17 protein-coding genes are annotated in these 19,963 nt (G+C 63.4%); 10 read left to right on the top strand and 7 right to left on the bottom strand.

Annotated elements, in window-relative coordinates; translation table 11 throughout:
• Positions 1-101 precede the first annotated feature (101 nt).
• On the top strand, positions 102-791 hold the full coding sequence (locus KK131_RS14890; protein ID WP_214557516.1) for a phosphatidylserine decarboxylase: 690 nt from the start codon (positions 102-104) through the stop codon (positions 789-791).
• A gap of 227 nt (positions 792-1,018) precedes the next feature.
• Here KK131_RS14890 and prsT read toward each other — a convergent pair whose 3' ends face one another.
• The 7 genes from prsT to KK131_RS14855 all read right to left on the bottom strand — a co-directional run bounded on the left by prsT (position 1,019) and on the right by KK131_RS14855 (position 12,476).
• Complete coding sequence (prsT, locus tag KK131_RS14885) at positions 1,019-3,826, bottom strand: XrtA/PEP-CTERM system TPR-repeat protein PrsT (RefSeq protein WP_214557515.1); 2,808 nt, start codon at positions 3,824-3,826, stop codon at positions 1,019-1,021.
• 37 nt (positions 3,827-3,863) lie between these two features.
• Positions 3,864-5,225: a PEP-CTERM-box response regulator transcription factor gene (gene prsR, locus KK131_RS14880; RefSeq protein ID WP_214557514.1), complete on the bottom strand. Its 1,362-nt coding sequence runs from the start codon at positions 5,223-5,225 to the stop codon at positions 3,864-3,866.
• Complete coding sequence (prsK, locus tag KK131_RS14875; protein ID WP_214557513.1) at positions 5,222-7,303, bottom strand: XrtA/PEP-CTERM system histidine kinase PrsK; 2,082 nt, start codon at positions 7,301-7,303, stop codon at positions 5,222-5,224. Before prsK ends, prsR begins: the two co-directional genes overlap by 4 nt.
• Before the next feature lie 67 nt (positions 7,304-7,370).
• Positions 7,371-8,540, bottom strand: a complete 1,170-nt coding sequence (gene wecB, locus KK131_RS14870) for a UDP-N-acetylglucosamine 2-epimerase (non-hydrolyzing) (RefSeq protein ID WP_214557512.1) — start codon at positions 8,538-8,540, stop codon at positions 7,371-7,373.
• 227 nt (positions 8,541-8,767) lie between these two features.
• Positions 8,768-9,652 carry a ThiF family adenylyltransferase gene (locus KK131_RS14865; protein ID WP_214557511.1) on the bottom strand — a complete coding sequence of 295 codons (885 nt, stop codon included), beginning with the start codon at positions 9,650-9,652 and terminating at the stop codon, positions 8,768-8,770.
• A gap of 313 nt (positions 9,653-9,965) precedes the next feature.
• Positions 9,966-10,775 carry a PEP-CTERM sorting domain-containing protein gene (locus KK131_RS14860; RefSeq protein ID WP_214557510.1) on the bottom strand — a complete coding sequence of 270 codons (810 nt, stop codon included), beginning with the start codon at positions 10,773-10,775 and terminating at the stop codon, positions 9,966-9,968.
• A 636-nt stretch (positions 10,776-11,411) separates the two neighbouring features.
• The gene (locus KK131_RS14855; protein WP_214557509.1) at positions 11,412-12,476 is read right to left on the bottom strand and encodes a hypothetical protein; all 1,065 of its coding nucleotides are present in this window, start codon (positions 12,474-12,476) and stop codon (positions 11,412-11,414) included.
• A gap of 488 nt (positions 12,477-12,964) precedes the next feature.
• Between KK131_RS14855 and KK131_RS14850 the strand changes: the two genes are divergently transcribed.
• The 9 genes from KK131_RS14850 (at position 12,965) to KK131_RS14810 (ending at position 19,957) form a co-directional block, all read left to right on the top strand.
• Positions 12,965-13,786 carry a hypothetical protein gene (locus KK131_RS14850; RefSeq protein WP_250887316.1) on the top strand — a complete coding sequence of 274 codons (822 nt, stop codon included), beginning with the start codon at positions 12,965-12,967 and terminating at the stop codon, positions 13,784-13,786.
• Between the two features lie 689 nt (positions 13,787-14,475).
• Positions 14,476-15,174 carry a PEP-CTERM sorting domain-containing protein gene (locus KK131_RS14845; protein WP_214557508.1) on the top strand — a complete coding sequence of 233 codons (699 nt, stop codon included), beginning with the start codon at positions 14,476-14,478 and terminating at the stop codon, positions 15,172-15,174.
• Between the two features lie 409 nt (positions 15,175-15,583).
• Complete coding sequence (locus KK131_RS14840) at positions 15,584-16,918, top strand: integrase family protein (protein ID WP_214557507.1); 1,335 nt, start codon at positions 15,584-15,586, stop codon at positions 16,916-16,918.
• Positions 16,915-17,532: a hypothetical protein gene (locus tag KK131_RS14835; protein WP_214557506.1), complete on the top strand. Its 618-nt coding sequence runs from the start codon at positions 16,915-16,917 to the stop codon at positions 17,530-17,532. The genes KK131_RS14840 and KK131_RS14835 overlap by 4 nt, the downstream gene beginning before the upstream one ends.
• 69 nt (positions 17,533-17,601) lie before the next feature.
• Positions 17,602-17,799 (top strand): helix-turn-helix domain-containing protein, encoded by a 198-nt coding sequence (locus tag KK131_RS14830; RefSeq protein WP_214557505.1) that lies wholly within the window; start codon positions 17,602-17,604, stop codon positions 17,797-17,799.
• Positions 17,796-18,062: a hypothetical protein gene (locus tag KK131_RS14825; RefSeq protein ID WP_214557504.1), complete on the top strand. Its 267-nt coding sequence runs from the start codon at positions 17,796-17,798 to the stop codon at positions 18,060-18,062. The genes KK131_RS14830 and KK131_RS14825 overlap by 4 nt, the downstream gene beginning before the upstream one ends.
• On the top strand, positions 18,059-18,700 hold the full coding sequence (locus KK131_RS14820; RefSeq protein WP_214557503.1) for a hypothetical protein: 642 nt from the start codon (positions 18,059-18,061) through the stop codon (positions 18,698-18,700). The genes KK131_RS14825 and KK131_RS14820 overlap by 4 nt, the downstream gene beginning before the upstream one ends.
• On the top strand, positions 18,697-19,014 hold the full coding sequence (locus tag KK131_RS14815) for a hypothetical protein (RefSeq protein WP_214557502.1): 318 nt from the start codon (positions 18,697-18,699) through the stop codon (positions 19,012-19,014). The genes KK131_RS14820 and KK131_RS14815 overlap by 4 nt, the downstream gene beginning before the upstream one ends.
• Positions 18,998-19,957: a DNA-primase RepB domain-containing protein gene (locus KK131_RS14810; RefSeq protein ID WP_214557501.1), complete on the top strand. Its 960-nt coding sequence runs from the start codon at positions 18,998-19,000 to the stop codon at positions 19,955-19,957. The genes KK131_RS14815 and KK131_RS14810 overlap by 17 nt, the downstream gene beginning before the upstream one ends.
• Positions 19,958-19,963: the final 6 nt, after the last annotated feature.

The following is a 19,963-nucleotide window of genomic DNA, read 5'->3' as shown; positions in this document are numbered from 1 at the left end:
ATTCGATCCACATCTGAACGGGGATCGATCTTGAGTATTTGTTGTGTTACACGGCTTGTCGCCAGCAATGAAGTCAGACGTGATGTCCAATCCACAATGAAATGACGATACTTGTTCTGCAAATCGTGATCTTGTGCCTGGTGGCCGTGGCCATCGTGCTCTGGGCGCTTTATTTCCCGTATCCATCGCCGCTGATACGGCGCTGGCTTCCACCGCGCAGACGCTGGCCGGAAACGCAAATCCGCACGTGGCTGCGGCAGGGGGGATTTCAGCGTGCGTTTCTGCGCCATTTTTACAGCGATCCGGAGCGTATCGCGCCTCCCGGCAACAGCATGCTGGCCCCGGCAGACGGGCTGGTGACCAGTGCCGAGATACACGGGGGAGTGCGCTATCTGGTGATCGCGCTCAGTTTCTGGGACATGCATGTGCAGCGCAGCCCGGTGTCCGGAAGGGTGCTCAACGTGGAATCGCACGGCGACCGCTTCATGGACGGAGAGGGAAGGGAGTTTGCTTTCCTGCGGGAAAAATCCTGTCCGGTGCAAAAGCGCCTGGTGATTGCGACCGATGCCGGACAAGTCGCGGTGCGCTTGATTACCAGCCTGGCGGCGCGGCGGATCGAGACTTGGGTCCGGGAGGGAGAGGGGATCGAGCGCGGCCAGAGGATCGGCCGGATCTTGCTGGGGAGCACCGTGGTGCTCGAGTTGCCGGCCACCGTGAACCTGCTGGTGCGCACGGGCGATCGCGTCTGGGCCGGAGAAACTGCCGTTGCAGAAGGCGTGACCTCCCCATGAGTGACTTCTTGTGGTCATCCGGACATCTGGGTTGGGGCGTTTTTGCGCTCGCCGTTTTCACCGGCCTGTGGTGGTTGCTGAGCGATCTGTGTTGGCGTCTGAAAAGCACCCGGACCGGTCGGCTTTTGGTTGCGCTGGCCACCGGTTGGGCCATCGGGGTTGGGCTGATTCTTCTGTGTTTTTATGTCGGAAGTCGGTAAGAGCGCGAAACCGCCGATGTCTTCCGCCTACTTGGCGGCTACGCCGGTCAACTCGCGATACAGTTTTTCCGCGGCGGGCCTGTCCTGAAAATCGGCGCCTGATTTTTGCAGCACCGCGAGCGTGCTTCGCGCGCCGGCCTGGTCGCCGGTGCGCGCCTGGGCCACGGCCAGGTGATATTGGATCGCCGGTGCCTTGGGTGCCGCCTTGGCTGCTTGCAGCAGGATCGGCAGTGCGGTTCTGGGCTGGTTGTGCGCGACCAGCGCCCAGGCGTAGGTGTCCGCAATGCCCGGCGATTCAGACGCCAGTTTGTACGCCCGCTCCGCCAGTGCCAGCGCCTTGGGATTGTTTTGTTCCGTGTAAATCCAGGCGAGGTTGTTGAGTGCGTCGATGTTGGACGGATACGTCTTCAACACCTGCTCGTACTGGCCGGCAGCCAGCGCGTTCTGCGTGTGGTTCAGGTAGTGGTCGGCCAGCAGCAGGCGGGTGGCGGCATCGTCAGGATGCTTGGCCAACCAGTCGCGCAGTACGCCTTCCGGCGCGTTGGCCCCGCTTTGGCTCAGCGCCAGGAAGCTCTTGACCACCAGCGGCCGGTCGTACTGGAGCTTCAGTCCCTGCTGGTAGGCCTGGGCGGCTTCGCGATAAGACTTGTTCGCCATGTACAGGTCGCCCTCCAGCGAGAAGCCCGCTGCCTTGGTGGCGGGTTGTTTCTGCAGCATTTGCGCGAGGGCAGTGGCGCCTGCCAGATCGTGGTCCTGCAACTTCAGGAATGCCCGCATCACCACGGCCGTCACTTGACCCGGATCGGCCTTGATCGCCGCGTCGAGATTGCCTTCGGCAGCCTTCGTATCTTTGCCGAGGATCTGCGCGCGCGCCAGATTGGTGCGGTACAAGGGCACCTGCGGTGCGAAGTTCACGGCCTGCTGCAGCGGTTTCAACGCTTCGCCATGACGGCCGGCATTGAGTTCCGCCGCCCCGAGGGCATTGAGCGCCGCCGGGTTGTCGGGGCTGGCGGCCATCAGCTGTTTAGCCGTGCTCACGGCTTCGTCGAATTTGCCGCTTTCGCTGTACAGCACCACCAGTGCGATATACGCGGTGGTGGATTTCGGCGCCGCGTCGATGGCCTGCTTGAATCGCTTGGCGGCTTCCGCCTTGTCGCCCTGCAGCGCGGCGAGCTGACCGAGCGCGGTCATCGCCGCCGCGTTGTGCGGGTCTTTTTTCAACACCGTTGCGTAGCTGCCGGCAGCAGCTTCGTGATGGCCTTCCAGTGAATCCAGGCTGCCCAGGCTCAGGAGCGCGGCAAGATTTTCCGGGTCCAGTTTCAAGGCCTCGGAGTACTGGGCGCGTGCCTCGGGGCGCTGACCGGCGGCGACCAGCGCGGTCCCGTACAGCAGGTGCGCGGCGCTGTCGCGCGGATTGCTGGACGCGTATGCGGCCGCCACCTTGACTGCCTCGGCCGGGCGCTGCTCGCGCACGTAGGTCATGACCAGAAGGCTGTTGCGGCGCGCCTCGGTAGAGGCATTGCCCGCGGGAATCTCCTGCAGCAGGCGGATCGCTTCCGTTTCATTTCCGCTGGCGAGAGCGTTGCCGGCGCGTGCGAACTGGGTATCGGACGGATTGCTTGCACTGGTTGAGGCGGCTACCGCCCCTGGTGAACCGGCGCCCGCTGTGGCGGCTCTCTCCAACAGCGCCAGCAGCTCGGTGTCGGACGGCGTGCCCGGCAAGGCCGGCCGGAGTGTATCCAATGCCTGGCGCGAGCGTCCTTCGCGATAGAGGGTGAGCGCGAGCAACTTGCGGACATCGACATTTTTCTGATCCATGCCCATGGCGTTGCTGAGGTACATTTCCGCTTGGCCGTAGTTGCCTTGCGCGTAGTTGACTGCGCCCATGAGCAGTTGCGCCTGGGCGTTATCCGGCGACACCTGGAGTACCTGCTGAAGCTCGGAAATCGCCGCGTCCAGATGTCCCTGCCTGTACAGCACCACGGCGTGCAGATAGTGCAGATACGGTTGCTTCGGCGACATTTTTTCCAGCGTCTGGATGGTGGCCAGCGCCTTGTCGAACTGGTTTTGCTGCGCCTGTGCGTTGGCCAGCCGGGTCAATGCGTAGAAGCGCTCTTGCGGCAACCAGTCAGGGTTCTTGAAGCCTGTCGCTTTCTGGTAATCCGCTTCGGCGCCGGCGAAATCGGCGCTGTCGAACGCCAGGTCGCCCTTCGCGACCCAGGCCTGCGGATTGTCCGGCGCTGCGGCCAATGCCTGTCGCACGTACTTGCCGGCGGAGCCCGGATCGTTGGCGATGGCTGCCAGCTGGGCCAGTCCCACCAGCGCGCCCGGGTTCTTCGGGTCCGCTGGCAACACGGCCGTGTACGCTTGCCGGGCCAGGTCGAATTGCTTGAGCCCGCGATAGGCGTCGCCCCGCAGCACAGCTACGCGCGCCTTGACCTTGGGCTCGTAGGGCTTGTCGGGAGTCAGGGTTGCAAGCAGCTTGTCGTATTGCTGCGTCGCCAGCAGCGCGCGTCCCATGGGCACCGCCCAACGTTCTGCCGGCACCCCGTTCGCCTCGGCGTTTTGCAGTTCGCTCAGGGCGTCCTTTGGATTGCCGAGCATCAACGAGGCTTGCCCGAGCAGCAGCCAGGCCTCGCCGTTCTTGCTGTCGCGTTGCAGGACCTTCTTGGCCTCGATGTAGGCCGCGCGATACTCTCCGTTGGCCTGGTACTTGATGCCGGCGTCGACGCTGCCATGGCCACTGGTGAGGCCGCAACTGCTCAGCAACGAGGTGGCGCACAGCAACGCCAAGCCGTAACGAACGATCCGCGTGTTCAGCTCGATCAAGCGCATGTCTTTACCCTCAGTTCGCCACGCGCCATGCGCGGGGTCAATCTGCATCGGTAGGCTTTTTCAAGCCATGCTTGTCCAGAAGATCATAGAGCGTCGGGCGGCTGATCCCGAGCAAGCCGGCGACATGCGAGAGGTTGCCGCCGGCCTGGGTCAGAGCCCGCTGGATCGCGCGTTTTTCAGCGTCGTTTCGTACTTTGCGCAAGTCCAGAATATCATTGCTGGCCGCACCAAGGTGCAACTCCTCCAGCTCGATCTGCTTCCCGTCCGCCATGATGACTGCGCTGTTGACCGCGTTTTCCAACTCGCGCACGTTGCCGCGCCACGGGCACGCCTCGATGGCCTTGAGCGCCTTGGCGGTAAAACCATGGACTGCGCGGCCATGGCGGCTGGCCGCCTGCTCGAGAAAATGCCGTGCCAGGGGCGCTATGTCACCGGCACGTTCACGCAGCGGCGGAAGCCGGATGGTCACTTCGCTGATGCGGTAAAACAAATCCTCGCGGAAGCGCCCTGCACTGATCAGCGCCGGCAGGTCCTGATGCGTCGCGCAGATGATGCGCACATCCACCGGAATCAGTTCCCGTCCACCGATGCGCTCGACCACCCGCTCCTCCAAAAACCGCAGCAGCTTGGCCTGTAGCGCAAACGGCATGTCGCCAATCTCGTCGAGCAGCAGGGTGCCGTTGACCGCCAGTTCGATCTTGCCCTTGGTCTGCTTGTGCGCGCCGGTGTAGGCGCCTTTCTCGTGGCCAAACAGCTCGGCTTCCAGCAGGGTTTCAGGAATGGCCGCGCAGTTGATTGCCACGAATGGCCCGTCGCACCGCGTACTCAGGCGGTGCACCGCACGCGCGAACACCTCCTTGCCGGTGCCGGTTTCGCCGAGCAGCAGGACGGTGGCGTTGGAAGGACTGACCTTCTCTATCAGCCGGTAGGCATCGAGCATGGCTTCACTGCTGCCGATGATGCCTTCGAGCACCGTGGTCGGCTGGCTTCTGAGCTTGCGGTTCTCGGCCTCCAGTTCATGCACGCGGAATGCGCGATCCACGATCAGGCGCAGGACTTCCAACTCCAGTGGCTTGGAGCAGAAATCGTAGGCGCCGCAGCCGATGGACTTGACCGCGTTGTCACGGTCGCCGTTGCCGGTGACCACGACGATCTTGGTGTGCGGTGCGTCCCGCAGGATTTCCGCGATCGTGGCGAAGCCCTCGGAGGTGCCGGTGGCGTCCGGGGGCAAGCCCAGATCCTGCAGCACCACCGCCGGCTCATGGCGGCGCAGCAGGGCGAGCGCGGTCGGCCGATCACCGGCCATGACCACGTCGTAATCCTCGAAGCTCCAGCGCAGCTGGCGCTGCAGGCCGGCATCGTCCTCGACGATCAACAGGCAGCGCTGCTTCTGGTTCATGGCGCGGTCTGCGGCTTGTCCGCCACTATGGCGGCTCCGGCGGGCTCGGCCAGCGGCAATTGAATCGTGAACACGCTGCCTTGGCCCGGGGTGCTGTTCACACGCATCGTTCCGCCCAGCGAATGCACGTACGCGCGAGCCTGATAGGCGCCGATGCCCATGCCCTTGCTTGCCTTGGTGGTGAAAAATGGCTTGAACAGCCGATTGCGGATGAATTCCTCGTCCATGCCTACTCCGTCATCCTCGATTTCAATGGTGGCGTGTCCGGATTCGCGCTTGACTCTCAGCATGACATGACCGTGGGCCTGCGCTGCATCCTGGGCGTTGCGGATTACGTGACCGAGCACCGTGGCCAGCTGTTCGGTATCTGTCTGCACCCACAGGTCGTCAGTGACCGGCAGGTACTCCGGTCGCGGCGACTGCGCGCGGCACTCGTCGAGCGCCTTGTCGAGCACCGCCGCCAGTGGCACGCGACCGTGTTTGGCCGGTGCCGCATCGCCGCGCAACTGCTCGAGCAGGCGCGAGATGCGCTGCACTGAATTTGCCACGGTCGCGAGCATGTCGTCCACGAACGCCGGATTGTGCTTGTGGCGTTCGGCGTTCTGCAGCAGCAACGATTGCTGGGCTGCGAGGTTCTTGAGGTCGTGCATCAGGAACGCGGTGAGCCGGTTGAAGCCCTCAAACTGGCGCGCCTCGGCCAGGCGCCGGGCATCGGCCGCCTGCGCCATGATGCCGGCCACCTGACTGCCGGCTGCCCGGAGCAAATCAATGTCCTCCCAATCGAACGCGCGGCGCGCGCGCGCTTGCGCCAGTACCACGAAACCGACGAGCCGGTCTTCCAGCACCAGTGGCACCAGCAGCCATGCGCGCGGCAGGTCAGTCAATTCGGGCGGCGCCCGCAGTTGTTCGTCACCCAGCGGCGGCGGTTCGCTCAAGTCATAAATCCACCGGCGCGTGCGCATGAGCCCGAACGCCGGCATGCCGGCCGGAAGCTTCAGGCCGGCTGGCGTCGGCATGTTCCAGCGCGCTTCCGGTACGAATTCATCGGCGTCGCCGCGCATGAACAGCGCGCCGGCCGGGCTGTCCATGATCTGCGCGATCGCGCGTACCGCGCGCTGCGACAACTCCGTGTCGCTGGCAGACAGCGTAGCGGTCAGCCGCAGCCATTCTTCGCGATAGTCGTGGCGGAAGCTGAAGAAGTTCTTGTGCAGAAATACCCGCAGGCGCGATCGCGCCTGGCCGGAGAATGCGATCAACAGCACCAGCAGCAGCGCGAAGCAGACGAGCGTGATTTCCGCCACCCGGCCCCAGTCGCCGCCATACAGGCGCACGTAATAACCGCCGATCGCCGTGGCGATGATGTAAAGCGCGACCACCAGCAGGCTCGTGGAATAGAACACCGCGCGCCGCGATACCCCCACATCCAGCGACCACTGCGGGTTGCGCGCCGCCGCCACCAGCAACAGCGGTACCAGCAAGGCATCGATGAAGCCGCGCGCCGCCCACGCGCTGGCGTTGAACTGCCGGTAGAGCATCGCGTAGGAATACAGAAAGATGTCGTAGGCGAACAGCAGGCCGAGCGCGATCACCAGGAATTTGAGCGCCCAGCGTTGTTCCAGTTGCACGTTGCGGTAGATCTGTTCGAGAAACACCACGCCAGTGAGGGCGAGCAGCAGCATGCCGATCAGCGGTACGTTGACGCTGAACGGCAGCCCGGTCGCGCGCGGGAAACCCGTCGCCGGCCCCAGGCAGTAGAGGGCGAGCACGACCCAGAGCGCATGCGCAACGACGTGCAAGCCGCGGAGCAGGCCGGACATCGGCCAGGCGCTGAACAGGGCGCCCACGAAAACGATCCAGGCGCCGTAGCGCAGAACCTCGGCCAGCAGCACCCAGTTGACCGCCACCGTATGCTGCCATTCGGCGTAAGCCAGAAACACGCCCCACAGGACCGAGACCAGCGTGGCCAGGATCAGCAGGGCACCAGTGCGCTGACCGCGCCAACTGACGCCAAGCAGCGCCGTGCCGGCGAGGAACGCGGCGGCGGCGGTCAAGTAACTGGCGATGATGATGACGTGCATATCTGGACGATTCCTGACGTGCAACGCGGTTGTCTGCGCTCAACCGGGCATATGCCCGCTCCCGGGTTCAGGCATTGCCCAGCGTACGCTGGTTGACGGTGGCGGGAACCGTCGTTGCTTCGGCAACGCGTGGCGGTACGCTCAGCAGGCGCCGGCGAATGTCGGCCGCAACGCGTGCCGCGGCATGTCCGTCCCAAAGTTGGGGCTTGCGACCATGCGGCCAGCGACCGGCGAGAATCTCGTCCATCGCGGGCACCAGCTCGGCGGCAGTCACCAAGCGGTTGGTGCCTTCCGTGATCGTGATCGGCCGCTCGGTCGTGGTGCGCAATGTCAGGCAGGGTATGCCGAGATAGGTGGTTTCCTCCTGGATACCGCCCGAATCCGTGATGGTCAGGTGCGCACCGCACGCCAGGTTCATGAAGTCCACGTAACCGAGCGGTTCGATCACTTGCAGGTTGGGCGCGTCTGCCAGTTTCGACCATAGGCCGAAGGCTTCCAGGTTCTTGCGGGTGCGCGGGTGCACCGGAAACACCAGCGGCAATCTGGCCGCCATGCGGATCAGTTGAGTGACCAGCGCCGTGAGCGGACCGGGTGCGTCCACGTTGGATGGGCGATGCAGGGTCACCACCGCGTACGCGCGATTCTCCAGCCCGAGTCGGCGCCGCTCGCCAGCGGCATCGATGTGCTCGCGCATGAGTTCGTAGGAATCGATCATGATGTTGCCGACGCGGGTGATCTTTTCCGGCGGCACGCCTTCGGCGGCGAGGTGCTCGTCCGCGTCCGGCGACGGCGTCCACAGGATGTCCGCCAGCGTGTCGGTCACCAGTCGGTTGATTTCCTCGGGCATCCGGCGGTCGCCGCTGCGCAACCCGGCCTCCAGGTGCGCGACCGGGATGTGCAGTTTCGCGCCGACCAGAGCGCAGGCCACCGTTGAATTGACATCCCCGACCACCACGACCAGGTCCGGTCGGTCCCCAGTGCAGGCCTCTTCGTAGGCAAGCATCACGTTGGCGGTTTGCTTCGCGTGGCTGCCGCTGCCCACGCCCAGGTGCAGATCCGGCGGCGGCAACTTCAGGTCACGAAAAAAGGCTTCCGACATGTTCTGGTCGTAATGCTGGCCGGTGTGCACCAGCCGCAAGCGGCACCACGGCTGCTCGTGCAACGCATGGAACAGCGGCGCGACCTTCATGAAGTTGGGTCGCGCGGCCGCGATCAAATCAATCCTGAGCCGCTGCATGACGAGACACCCCCTCGGTTTCCAAGGTCGGCTGAGTGTAGCAAGACGCTGCCTGCATTCCGGCTGGTCCCGCGAGAGTCTTGCGCTGTCATTACGGGACTCTGCCGGCTTCACGGTACGGGTGCGGCGAAGCACACGAGTCGGGCATGAGGAGCTACCGCTGCAACTCCAGGTCCGGCGGCCGGTAAGCCAGATTCTCTTCTTCGCCCACTTGTCTGTGCATGCAGCTAGTGGCGCATGAAACGGCGACGCGCCACGGCCAGAAGCAGCCGCTGCAGCGGGTTGTTGTTGCCCCCCGGTCGCCACGTACGTGCAAGCTTGTTGCGGTAGGCATCGAAGTGCAGGCCGCGGGGTGCCGCGAGCACCTTGCCCCTGCCAAGCAGGATCTTCAACGCCTGGGTGCCGGCTATCCCGGCGCAGATTTCACATGCCATGGGCGTCGATGGTCCCCGGTGGTTGACCAGGTCCACCGCGGACGGGTCGACCAGATAGCCTTGATGCAGCACCGCAGGCGCCAAACCCACCATGAAGCGCAGCAACTGCTCGTCGGTCGTTTTCCCTTCCAACCGGAAATACTCTTCGAATGTCATCTGACCCGGCAGGAACGCCAGCACCGCAGCACCCATGCCCAACGGCGCCGCGGTAACCGCCGGAATGCCGTGCTCGGCGCACAGGGCAAACAGCTTGGCACGGATATCGAGCACGAAAAAGTCCAGCCCGTCGACGTACAGATCCACCCCGGACAGGAACTGCTCCATGTTGTCGACGGTGACGCCGCCGGGGAACTTGTTGATGTCCAGATCCGGGTTGATATCCCGCGCCATGCGGGACACGACGTCGACTTTGGGCTGGCCGATGGTCGACTGGAACGCCCCGGCCTGCCGGTTCAGATTTTCCGTGCCGAAACGATCGAGATCCGCCAGATTGAACGACTGGATACCGAGTCGGGTCAGGGTCAACAGATGGCTGCCGCCGACACCGCCGAGTCCGGCGATCGCCACGCGCCTGGAACGAAGCCTCGCCTGCTCGGTCGCGGTTATCCAGCCGATCGTCCGGCTGAATGCCGTTGCGTAGTCGAACGGCTCAGTCGTGTCCGGTGCATCAGACATCATGAGACATCTGCCCTCGGCGTGATTGCGTAAAGCCGTTACCAAGCCGTTGCGGTAACACCGGTTTGCTTGGAAGCATTCCCGGGCGCTGGGGCGCGGCGTTGGTTGGAGGAGATGGCCGAGCCGGGAAGTGGTGTCAGTCAGTTGGTCCCGGACCACGCCATGGCGTTGGTTTGCGGTTCCCTGGCAATCGCCGCTTGAAGGACAGACCGCCATGCGGCCAGCCAACCGGTTCAACGCAAGCGTACGGACAATGGCACCGCTTCGCGAGAAGCGGCGCCATCAATCGTCAAACCGCATGCATGAGGTGCGTGCTCTATGCGCGCCCCTCGGTCTCTTTGCGGCGCCGCCCGACAAGCAAGCCCAGGAAGGCCAAGCCAAGGCCCAGCAGGCCCATCTCACTCGGCTCGGGTACTGTCGACCTGCCGATCAAATTACCGTTACCCTCGATCGGATAGTGGCAGATATTGGTTGGGTCGGGAGAAATTGACGTACAGGTGCTAGCCGGGAAGGTTTGGAACGACGAAGCGAGCGAAAAATCCGCGAATCCGCCAATGCCGTCAAAAATGGTGTTGGTGTTGACAAAGAAGTTCGCCGGGCCTCCCGTGGCATCCACCAAGCCGAATCCGGCTGAGCCAAGCGTGGGATTGCTGATGGTCCCGTTGACTGTGGCGTAAAGTTGCCCGAAGGGATCCGCAAAGCCCGCACGCGGAGCGGTATGGCCCGTCAAGGTGAGCCACGGCGTACCGCCGACCGAGGTAGGGTTGCCGAAGTCGAAGCTCCCGGCAGCTTGCGTGTAGAACTGGAAACTTCCCATGTCGAACGCGACCTGGTTGCCGATGATGCTGTGCACCGTGTAGGTGAAGGTGAACGTGAGATCGCAACCCGTGCAAAAGCTGTTGCTGCCGTTGATCGAACCGATCTGGCCGTAACCCGTAAGTATGTCGCCGACGGCCGCAACCGAGGTTTCGCGAAGGTTGAGCGACTGAATGGTCAGGTCGAACGGACTGCTGGTATCCCAGTGGACGCCGTTCACGTTGATGGGTGTCGCCAGCGTCGTCCCGCTCCACGCACCCAGCGCCAGCGCGCATGCGAGTGCGACTCCGATGCTTTTCTTCTTCAACATGATTTTTTCCTCCATCGAGAACCAACCCAGACAATCGCAACGACAGTGGCGCCCGATTGACATTAGCCCTGCGGGTTTCTAGGAAGCAACAGGCATGCCACAGATATAACATGCTGTTTCGCATTGAGTTTTTTATTCAAAGCTGCCGGATTTACTCGATATTTGTAAGACATTCCGGCGCTAAGCCGCGCCGGCCGTGCGCAAGGCCTGTGCTTCAACCAGATGCCTCCGCTATCGCGTCGCCGGCATCCGCCTCACCAGCATGGCTTTAACTTGTTGAATGAAAACACGTTTAAGTGGCGATCCGCCCCTTGGCCGCCTACAGCCGAGCCAGCTTCCCGGTTATTCCGCCAAGTGTCCGCACGGCCTAGGATGCATGTAACAATTTGTTTTGTATGTAGTTTATCCAGCGAAATCGACCGCAATCCGCGTTCGTAAAGGATTCCGACACAGGGTGGAAATCACGTGTCCGCTGTCTCGCGGCGTGAAACCGCGGGCAACGGTAGCCGCGGCCGACGTGTTTCTGTTTCGACGTCCCATCGCCGGTGCCCGTGGCAGGCCGCAGCGAATGGGTCAAGAACAAGGTTGCGCAGTGCCTGAAGGCCATCGTGCGCATGCGTATGTCGCGCGTGACCCCTATGGGGAAGCGCCGAAACTTGCGGGCGCTCGTCGCCCACTGCGGCTGCGCGATGCGGACCGCGCATAGCCAAGCCGCAAAAATACGAGCCCATACCCCGGCGCGCACAGATCATGCAGGGCCGAGCCCAGACGCGAGAGCGGCTGCTGAAAGGCCGGCTCGACAGGTACGAACCCCAGGCTGAGAACTCCCGCCGCCGCATACGGCTGGACCGACAGCCCGTCGAGGGTGGCCTGAAGCCACACGCGCTGCAAAGCGCGGCCACCGGCGAGTACATCGGATCGTGCCGTGGACGGAATGACGAGCAGACAGAGTCCCGGCGACAGCCGAATGGGCAGCCAGGCCGAGCGCCACCCCAGCACCGACGCCGCGCCAAGCCGATTGAGCATGGTCATCAACTCAGGACGGCGCAGCGCCTGAAAGACCGGGCGCAACGGTGGCTCCACGGCGAGCGTCACCGGGGCCAGGCCTTCCTCGCAGGCGGCGTGCCAGCCAGCGGCAAAGCGGATACTCGAAAACAGTTCCGCGTGCAGCGTCGGGCTCCTGAAACGCAGCGTCTCGGCCTGCCTGATGACGCTTAGTGCGGCTTTTCTCTCACGCGGTGTCCGTGGCCAATGAAGCCGCTGCCCGGGAATCAACCGGGCCTGGGCATTCAGGCGTGCCTGCGCATCGGTGCTGATCGAGCCCCCCCAGGGGAAGCGGCGATCGGTGTGACGCTGCTCGATGGCGGCAGCCAGCGGCTCGGGGGGAGCGAGCTCGGGATCGTGGCGCCAATGGATGCGGGCGACCCACAGCTCGTCGTCGTGCCGCGGGAAGGGTTGCAGGTCCGCTACGTAACCGAGCGACCGGGCGTGGATGATCATGTTTTCCAGGCACGCGCCGGCGGCCAGGTCGCTGAGGACATACCGGGTATCGGATACGCGGCCGCTACGGTCCGCATCGATTCGAAGGTCCAGGTCGTCGCCGCTCCAGGCAAACCGCCACGGCTGCGAATTATCCGCCGAGGGTGCGGCGATGCCTGCGCACAGAATGCCTGCTTTCGTATCCCAGTCCACGGTCCGCATCCGCCTCTGGATTGGAGCTGATTCCAGCCGGTTACGCTTACCTGTGTGCCCGGAATCGACTCGCCCACGCAAGCACTATACGCGGGGATGAAGGCCTGCACCGAAACACGTCTTTTCAAGAACCGGAAGTCAGGGTGCGAGGCCTGCTGGTGGCGGTTGTCTGCTGTCCACGATGACCATGATGGGTGCCGGCAAGCGGACTCATGTCCGCTTGCCGGCGTGCGACCCGGGACGGGGCACGATCACGTGGTTTCTGAACGCTTCATGCGTATGGCGACGCCGCTCACACAATCACCGCGTGCAGCGTTGTAGACTCGCGCCGGAACGCGCGTGTTAGTTGTTGTGTTGCGCGTCGCGTGGTGACGAAACATCGCATTGCAGCACCGACAAACCCCGTTTTGGCTGACGTGGCAAAGACGGGACCAACCCCATGTGGTCAGGAGGACAGCATGCCTTGAAGCAATTTGTCCCTGATCGGCGGTTGAAGCATGAATTTAATCAAATCGGTAGAAGTGCCTGAGACAGTTGTCGACATTACGGCGCGTCTCAATCGTTCGGCGGTACGTGACAGCGAACCGCCTTGTTTCTGCGCGACCAGCCTCGAACAGGTGGAATCGGCTTGGCGGCTGGTGTATGAGCGCTACTCACAAATGGGGCTGATTGACGAAAACCCGTTTGGCATGCATGCCGTTCCCTCAGCCGTGGGGCAGCATGCATGCGTGATATGGGGGCCGGAGGGACCGGAAGTCGGCTATACGATGACGCTGTTCCGCGACAATCCCATGGGGCTTGCGCTGGATAGCGTATATGCGGGCTATCTGGACGAACTGCGACGAAAGGGGCGCCGCCTGCTTGAGGTGGGGATGCTGGCGGATCGTCGCCAGTGCGCGTCACGTGGCATCAGGGCCCTGTTCGGCATGATGCGCTGGGCCATACACTATGGATTGCACACCGGTTTGACCGATATCGTCATCGGTGTGCATCCGCGGCATGCCCAGTTCTACATACGTTGTTACGGCTTCGAACAATTCGCGCCGCCGACAAGCTACCCCATGGTGCGAAACAATCCGGTGGTACCCTTGCGCCTTCGCCTGCTCGATGGACTGGCGAAAGACGAGTTGCCACGAGGGCTCGCCGATGCGCGCGACAACCCGCTACCCAGCAGTAAGTTCTCGCATCGCTTCGCGTTTGAGCCCGAGCAACTGCGCGGCTCCCTGATCGCGGGCCTGTTGAAAGCCCGCTATGGTGTCGATCCGTGCCGGATAGCCGGCACCGGCGTGGCCGGTCGCGGCCTCGCCTGCTCAGCCTAGGCTTTTCCGACAGGCTCTATCAGGTCAAACGTCCTTCCGGCGTGCCGGCGAGCTATCGCCTGATCTCTGGTTACGGGGTGAGTTGAGGAGGGCAGCGTACCGGGTTGGAATGGGCTTGCTCGAAGAGCTCAACCAACCGCAGAGTACGCGGCGGATTCGACCCATGAAGTGCATCCTCGCCGTTGGCACACGGCGCGTGCGCAGCAGGTCGGGCCTGCGATCGTCGGGGTGCGCCCTGCCTGCCGACGACCCCTCGTGATATCGACACCTTGCTGCCGTGCAGCGGCCGCGCGCCCCTGGCCCGTCCAACCGGACGCGATCTTTGGCGACGGCGCGGATCAACCCTTGGAACGGTCCGCCCGTCAGCCCTGGGGCAACGTGAAAACAACCCACGTCTTGGTCAGGCTCGAACCCTGGTGGTGTGCCCCTGCTGTGCCTCCTGTTTAGCCGCCCGGGGACTGCATCGCTCGGCGATAGAGCTGTCGGAAGATTTTACAAAATTGAGCTATTCGTTGATTGGAAATAATTTTAATTATAATTAAATCAATAGCTTGTAAGTCTGGCTCGAAATGTGCTTGGAAACTGCTAGCGGAGTGTGCTTGCTGATAACGATGAATACCAGTGAGTTCGAAAGGTCCCGGACTGCCTGGCGACGGATGGCGAACAAGTCTCAATGGAGGTCAAACACCGTGAAAAGAATCCTGATTCTGACGGGTATTGCTCTGGCCGCACTGACCGTGCTGCCCTCGCAGGTCGCCGCGACCCCCATCTCGACCACCATCGATCTCAACATCGTTTTTGCCGGCAATACGCCGGATGGCAGTGCGCCCTGGCTCAGAGCTCAGTTCACTTCCTCCGTGGGTTCGAATACGGGAACGCTGGTGCTGTCTTCCCTTATGACCGGGCCGGATTTTGAACAGGGATTGAGCAATGAAAAATCCACCGTCGGCTGGGCCTTTTATCTCAATCAGGCGCTCTCTCCCTCTGGGATCATATGCACCGCAGGTACTTGCGCGGGCAACGGCGCGTTATACAACGCGAGCGGTTTCAATACGGGCCCGGTGCCGGGTACGTTCAACCTTGCCTTCGGCTGGTCGCCCAGTGGCCGGTTCATGGGCGGCGATTCAGCAACCTATGATCTGACGTTCTTGAGCCTGCTGACGGGTAATCCGTTTGTGGAGAACGGCAGCAGCTGGTCATCGGTGGCACACGTTCAGGGCATTGCCGGTGACTGCAGCGGCTGGATCGTGTCGGGGGATGGAACCGGTGCCGAGGGCAGCGGGCCCTGCACCCGCACGACGGTGCCGGAGCCTGGCATGCTGGGCATGTTCGGCCTCGGTCTGTTGTTTGCCGGACTGTTCCTGGGTTTGCGCCGGCGTTACCACTGAGGGCTCTTGGAGGCTTTCGGTAAAAACAATCTCCTTGCGGGATTGTTTTTGGGGGTCGCCCTGGACAACCAGATCTGTCGAAGATGGCCCGTAGCCGTACTTGTTCTTGCTGCGCCGAATGAAATACGTGCGGATTGGGTGCGGCCCACGAAAAAGCCCACTTGAAAAAGTGGGCTTTTTCGTTGCTGCACATGGTGGCCGGGGACGGAATCGAACCGCCGACACGGGGATTTTCAATCCTCTGCAGCCCTGCCATCGCATCCCGTCGTTTACCCTGTGTCCGGCCATCAAAGCCCTGTAGTGGCGCGGTATTGCTTGCAATCACAGGGGATTAAAGGCCATCATCGTCCATCGCAGATAATGCGCAATCCGCCGGACACATGCCGGACACAACGGATACGGGGACAAAATGGCCAAGCTCAAGATCGACGACAAGACGGTGCGCAACCTGGGCGTGCCAGCGAAGGGAAACCGCATTGACTACGACGTGCCGAAGGGTGAGCGAGACCGCGACTTTGTGCGCGGCTTCGCGGTGCGAACCACCGCCGCCGGTACGCGGACGTTCCTGCTGGTGTACGTGACCGCCGACGGCCGCGAGCGCCGGCAGAAGATCGGCGACTTCGGCCCGCATACCGTGACCACCGCGCGCGACGCTGCCCGCAAATTGCGCCTGCAGGTGGACAGCGGTGGGGATCCGTTCGCGGCCAGCAAGCAAGCGCGCGCGAAAGCTGACGTGGGGCGCGCGCGGGCTGCGGCTACGTTGGGCGGGTTGCTGGGTGCCTACGTCGACCAGCTACGCCGCGCCAAGAAACCGAGCGCCGATAAGGTCGAGGGGGAGATTCACCGCACAGTGCGCGACCCCTTCGCCGCGCTGTGGAAAGCGCCAGCCGATAGCGTGACGCTGGATGACCTTGTGCGCGTGCTCAACAAACTGACGCGGGCGGGGAAGTGGCGGCAGGCGGAAAAGACCCGCAGTTATATCCGCGCCGCCTACACGGCCGCCAGCGCATCGCGCGGGAACGCCGCGACCGCTGACCTATATGCATCGTTTGCCCACGTCGCCAACATCGGGCGCGACCTTGGAACGATCACCCGGCCCAAGCACGACGACGACGCCCCTGCAGATATGGCAAAACGCGCGCTGTCGGTGGCCGAGCTGGTCGCCTACTGGAAACGCATCAAGGCCATGACCGGCCCGCATGGCGCGCTGCTGCGCTTCCACCTGCTGACCGGTGCGCAGCGATGCGAACAGCTGGCCCGGCTCACCGCGGGGCGCTTCGACCGGGATGCTGGCACCGTGACGCTACTGGACGGCAAGGGCAGGCGCCTGCAGATGCGCGAGCACATCGTGCCGCTGCTGCCCGATGCCGTGACAGCACTGGACGCGATGACGGGCGACGCGGGCGCGTACCTGTTCACGCTGGACGCCGGCAAGCACGGCGCGGGTTATCACACTGTGCGCACGATCGTGGGGCAGGTCGCTGCCGATATGGTCGAGGCCGGGGAAGTGGCCGCGACGTTCACACCGGGCGAGCTGCGAATTACCGTCGAGACGCGGCTGGCTGCTGCCGGCGTATCCCGTGAAACTCGCGCGCAGCTGCAGTCGCATGGACTGGGCGGCGTGCAGGGGAAGCACTACGACAAACACTCGTATATGGACGAAAAGCGCGAGGCGTTGGCGACGTTGCGCCAGTTGCTGGAGCCCGCCGGGAAGGTGGTGCTGATGCGGAGGAAGCGGGCATGACTCATCTAGCGATGAACCCGGCGGTATTGTCTCAAGCCACTCCCGGTAACAGGGAGTGGGTCGGCCGAGCCTATTTAACCGCCGCGGCATGGATCGGCGAGGGATGGTTGTCCGCACGTTTAGCCGAGGTCGGCGCTGTGTTGCGTGACGTTCGCAACTACCCTAAGCCCGCGGATGCCGTTGCAAAAGCTGTTCGCCTGCAGAACGAGTTAGGCGGCAAACTCAGCCGGCCTGATACGGCACAGCGGTATAGGGAGGCAGCTGCCGGCATTACGGAAACGATTCCAGTCGACCTTGCGGCATGGCTCACACCACGACTTGAGGCGATAGCGGGTGCGATCGGTGACCTGAGCGATGCAAGACCGGCGAATGCCATCTATCGCGCGTGCGGCGCCGGTCGCGATGGAAAGCGAGGTAACCGGCCAGCTGACGCTGACGATGAAGGACGCGACGCCGCGTTAGTTTTCGAGGTCCGGTTGCAACAGGCCAATCACCCGGAGCTGCTACAAACCGAGGTGTTCGAGCGCGTCGCGCGGTCGTGGTCGCTGGGCTGCGTGCAACTGTCCCCGGCAGTGGTGCAGGCGGCATGGAAGCGGCGGCGCACTCTTTCCTGAAATGAATCCGGTGCAATGGCTTTCGCCATGTAGATGATGGGTTACACCCAACCAACGAGGGTGTAACTCATGAATACCACGCAAGAAAATCTCACTCCCCGCGAAGCGGCGGCAGTTCTGAAGCGTTCGCCGGTGACTCTCGAACGCTGGCGCCGGCTGCGCCGCGGCCCGCCGTTCCTGCGAGTCTGCGGCCGGGTGCTATACCGTGCCGGTGACATCGCCGGCTGGCTGGATTCGCAGCGGCAGGAACCGGAGCCGCAAGCATGATCGCGCTGGCCCTCAATTCCTCTCGCGACGACCTGGCCGATGCTGCCGACCTGGCACTGACCCATCTGGCGCAGCAGGTGCCGCCTGATTATCAGTTGACCGTGGTGGCGCTCATGCGTCCAGTCATCCGATCCTTGCGCCGCGGCGGTACTGACTGGGCGGATGCGCTAGCACGGCTTGATTCCCTGCCAGCCATTAATGCCGAAGCATTGCAGCCCCTGCGACGCGCGCTGATCGCTTTCAGCGTCGAGGTGCAGCGATGACCGGCGCGACCAGAAATCATGCCGCGATCGTGGAAGCTCTGGACGCCATTTCGCCGGAAATGGAAGACGGCGGCATCTACACGAACCATCGAGCCGAGGCACAAGGCTGGTCGATCATCGTTGACTGCTACGCGTCAGACCAACCCGATGCCGCCGACGTCTGGATGGCTGTCCATTGCATCTTGGCTCTGACCCGCATGGCCGCCGATCGTGAATCCTTGGACTTGCTACGGCTGTGGCTGACGCCCGGCTATGGCGGCCAGTCCACGGCGCAATTGATCGCGCGCAGCATGGCATGGAGTCGCGCGATGGCTGAGAACCGGCAGGTCACACTGGAAGTGCTGGCCGAACTGGCCGACGACGTAGAGCGCGACGCTACCGGCCGCGCGGATGAATCGGAGCTGCTGGCAGAACTGGGCGAAGTGCGCGCCGAGCTTGCCGACCTGAAGGCCGAACGCATGCAGCCTTCACTAAGCCGCTTTGACTGGGTGCGAAACCCGACGGCATCCATGTGTGAGTTCGGCCGCGCCGTCGCCTCCTTTGTGCGTTTGTACCCGATGCGATCCGTCGATCCTTTGGACAGCTTGGAGAAGGTGACGGCAGCGCGTGGTGCGATCGCAAAGAGGGTCCGACCGTGAGTGCCGCCGCCGAACGCCTGCGGAACCTTGCCGCGGCCATCGACGGCTGGCCAGAAACGCCGAGGCATGCGCAGGCGCTTTCCGTGCTCAGCGAGCTGGATCTGATCGCGCTGCACCTGGGACGGCTGATCGTCCCCGACGAGGCGCCGCAATCACTGCACCAGTGCGCACGCGCGCTATACACCATGTCTGCGCGCCCCGCACCAGACGTGGATGGTGCTACCGCTGTCGTGCGTGTTGCCGTGCGCTGTATTGCCGCGGCGTATCGCGCGCTGGATCGAATGAAGGAACAGAACGATGAAACGACCCGCTGAAAATGAAGCCGCCCCGATCGTGCAGGACCGAGGCGGCGAGATGCAGACCAATGGGCGCGGGCTGCACGTGGATGTTAGCGCCGCGGCCTTGTTCCTCCAATGGACCGATCCGGCAACTTCAGACTTTTGCTTCCGCACTTTTCCCGATTTGGGAAACGGCACAGGTCGCAACTACACCGGCTCGCTACTGCAGCATGCGGAAGCACTGGTCGCCGACAGCGCCGCAGGCCGCGGCGTGTTCGTGGTGGTCAATCAGGGCGGACACAAGGCGCGCGAGATAACCCGCGTTCGTGCCGTGTTCGCTGACCTTGATGGCGCACCCCTCGCACCCGTGCTGGCCTGCGACCTGCAGGCGCATATGGTTGTCGAGTCCAGCCCCGGCCGCTTCCATGCCTACTGGCTCTGTGATGGACTGCCGCTGGCGCAGTTCAAGCCGCTGCAACAGGCCATCGCCGCCCGCTTCGGTAGCGATGCCAGTGTGTGCGACTTGCCCCGCGTGATGCGCCTGCCCGGATTCATCCACGTGAAGGGCTCGCCTTTCATGTCCCGCGTACTGCATTGGAACGCGCACCCGCGGTTCACTGCGGAGCAGCTGCTGGAAGCCTTTCCGCCGACCACTCGCCAGCAAGCGCCCGCGGTCGAGCGTGCCGACAGTGAGCCGATCGAGACCGGCCGCCACGAAGATCTGCTGAGCTTGTCGCGCAAGCTGGTGCTGGCTGGGCTGCAACGCGGGGAAGCGATCGCCACACTGAAAGCAATGGCCGATGCAGGGCGGTGGTCGCGCGAGATGGCGCCCGATGAAATTGCACGGGCGGTCGCGGGCGCAGTAGAGCATCTGACGGCGGGTGACTGGTCGCCCGTAGTCGATCCCGCGGAGATATTCGGCCATCAGCCACTGCCAGCTGAGGCCGGGGGGGGGGTGTGTTGCGCCCCGTCGATCTGAGCGACT

The sequence above is a fragment of the Rhodanobacter sp. LX-99 genome (assembly GCF_018599185.1).
Lineage (GTDB): Bacteria > Pseudomonadota > Gammaproteobacteria > Xanthomonadales > Rhodanobacteraceae > Rhodanobacter.
The sequence above is the reverse complement of the archived record's forward strand: the minus strand, read 5'-3'. Positions and strand labels throughout refer to the sequence as shown.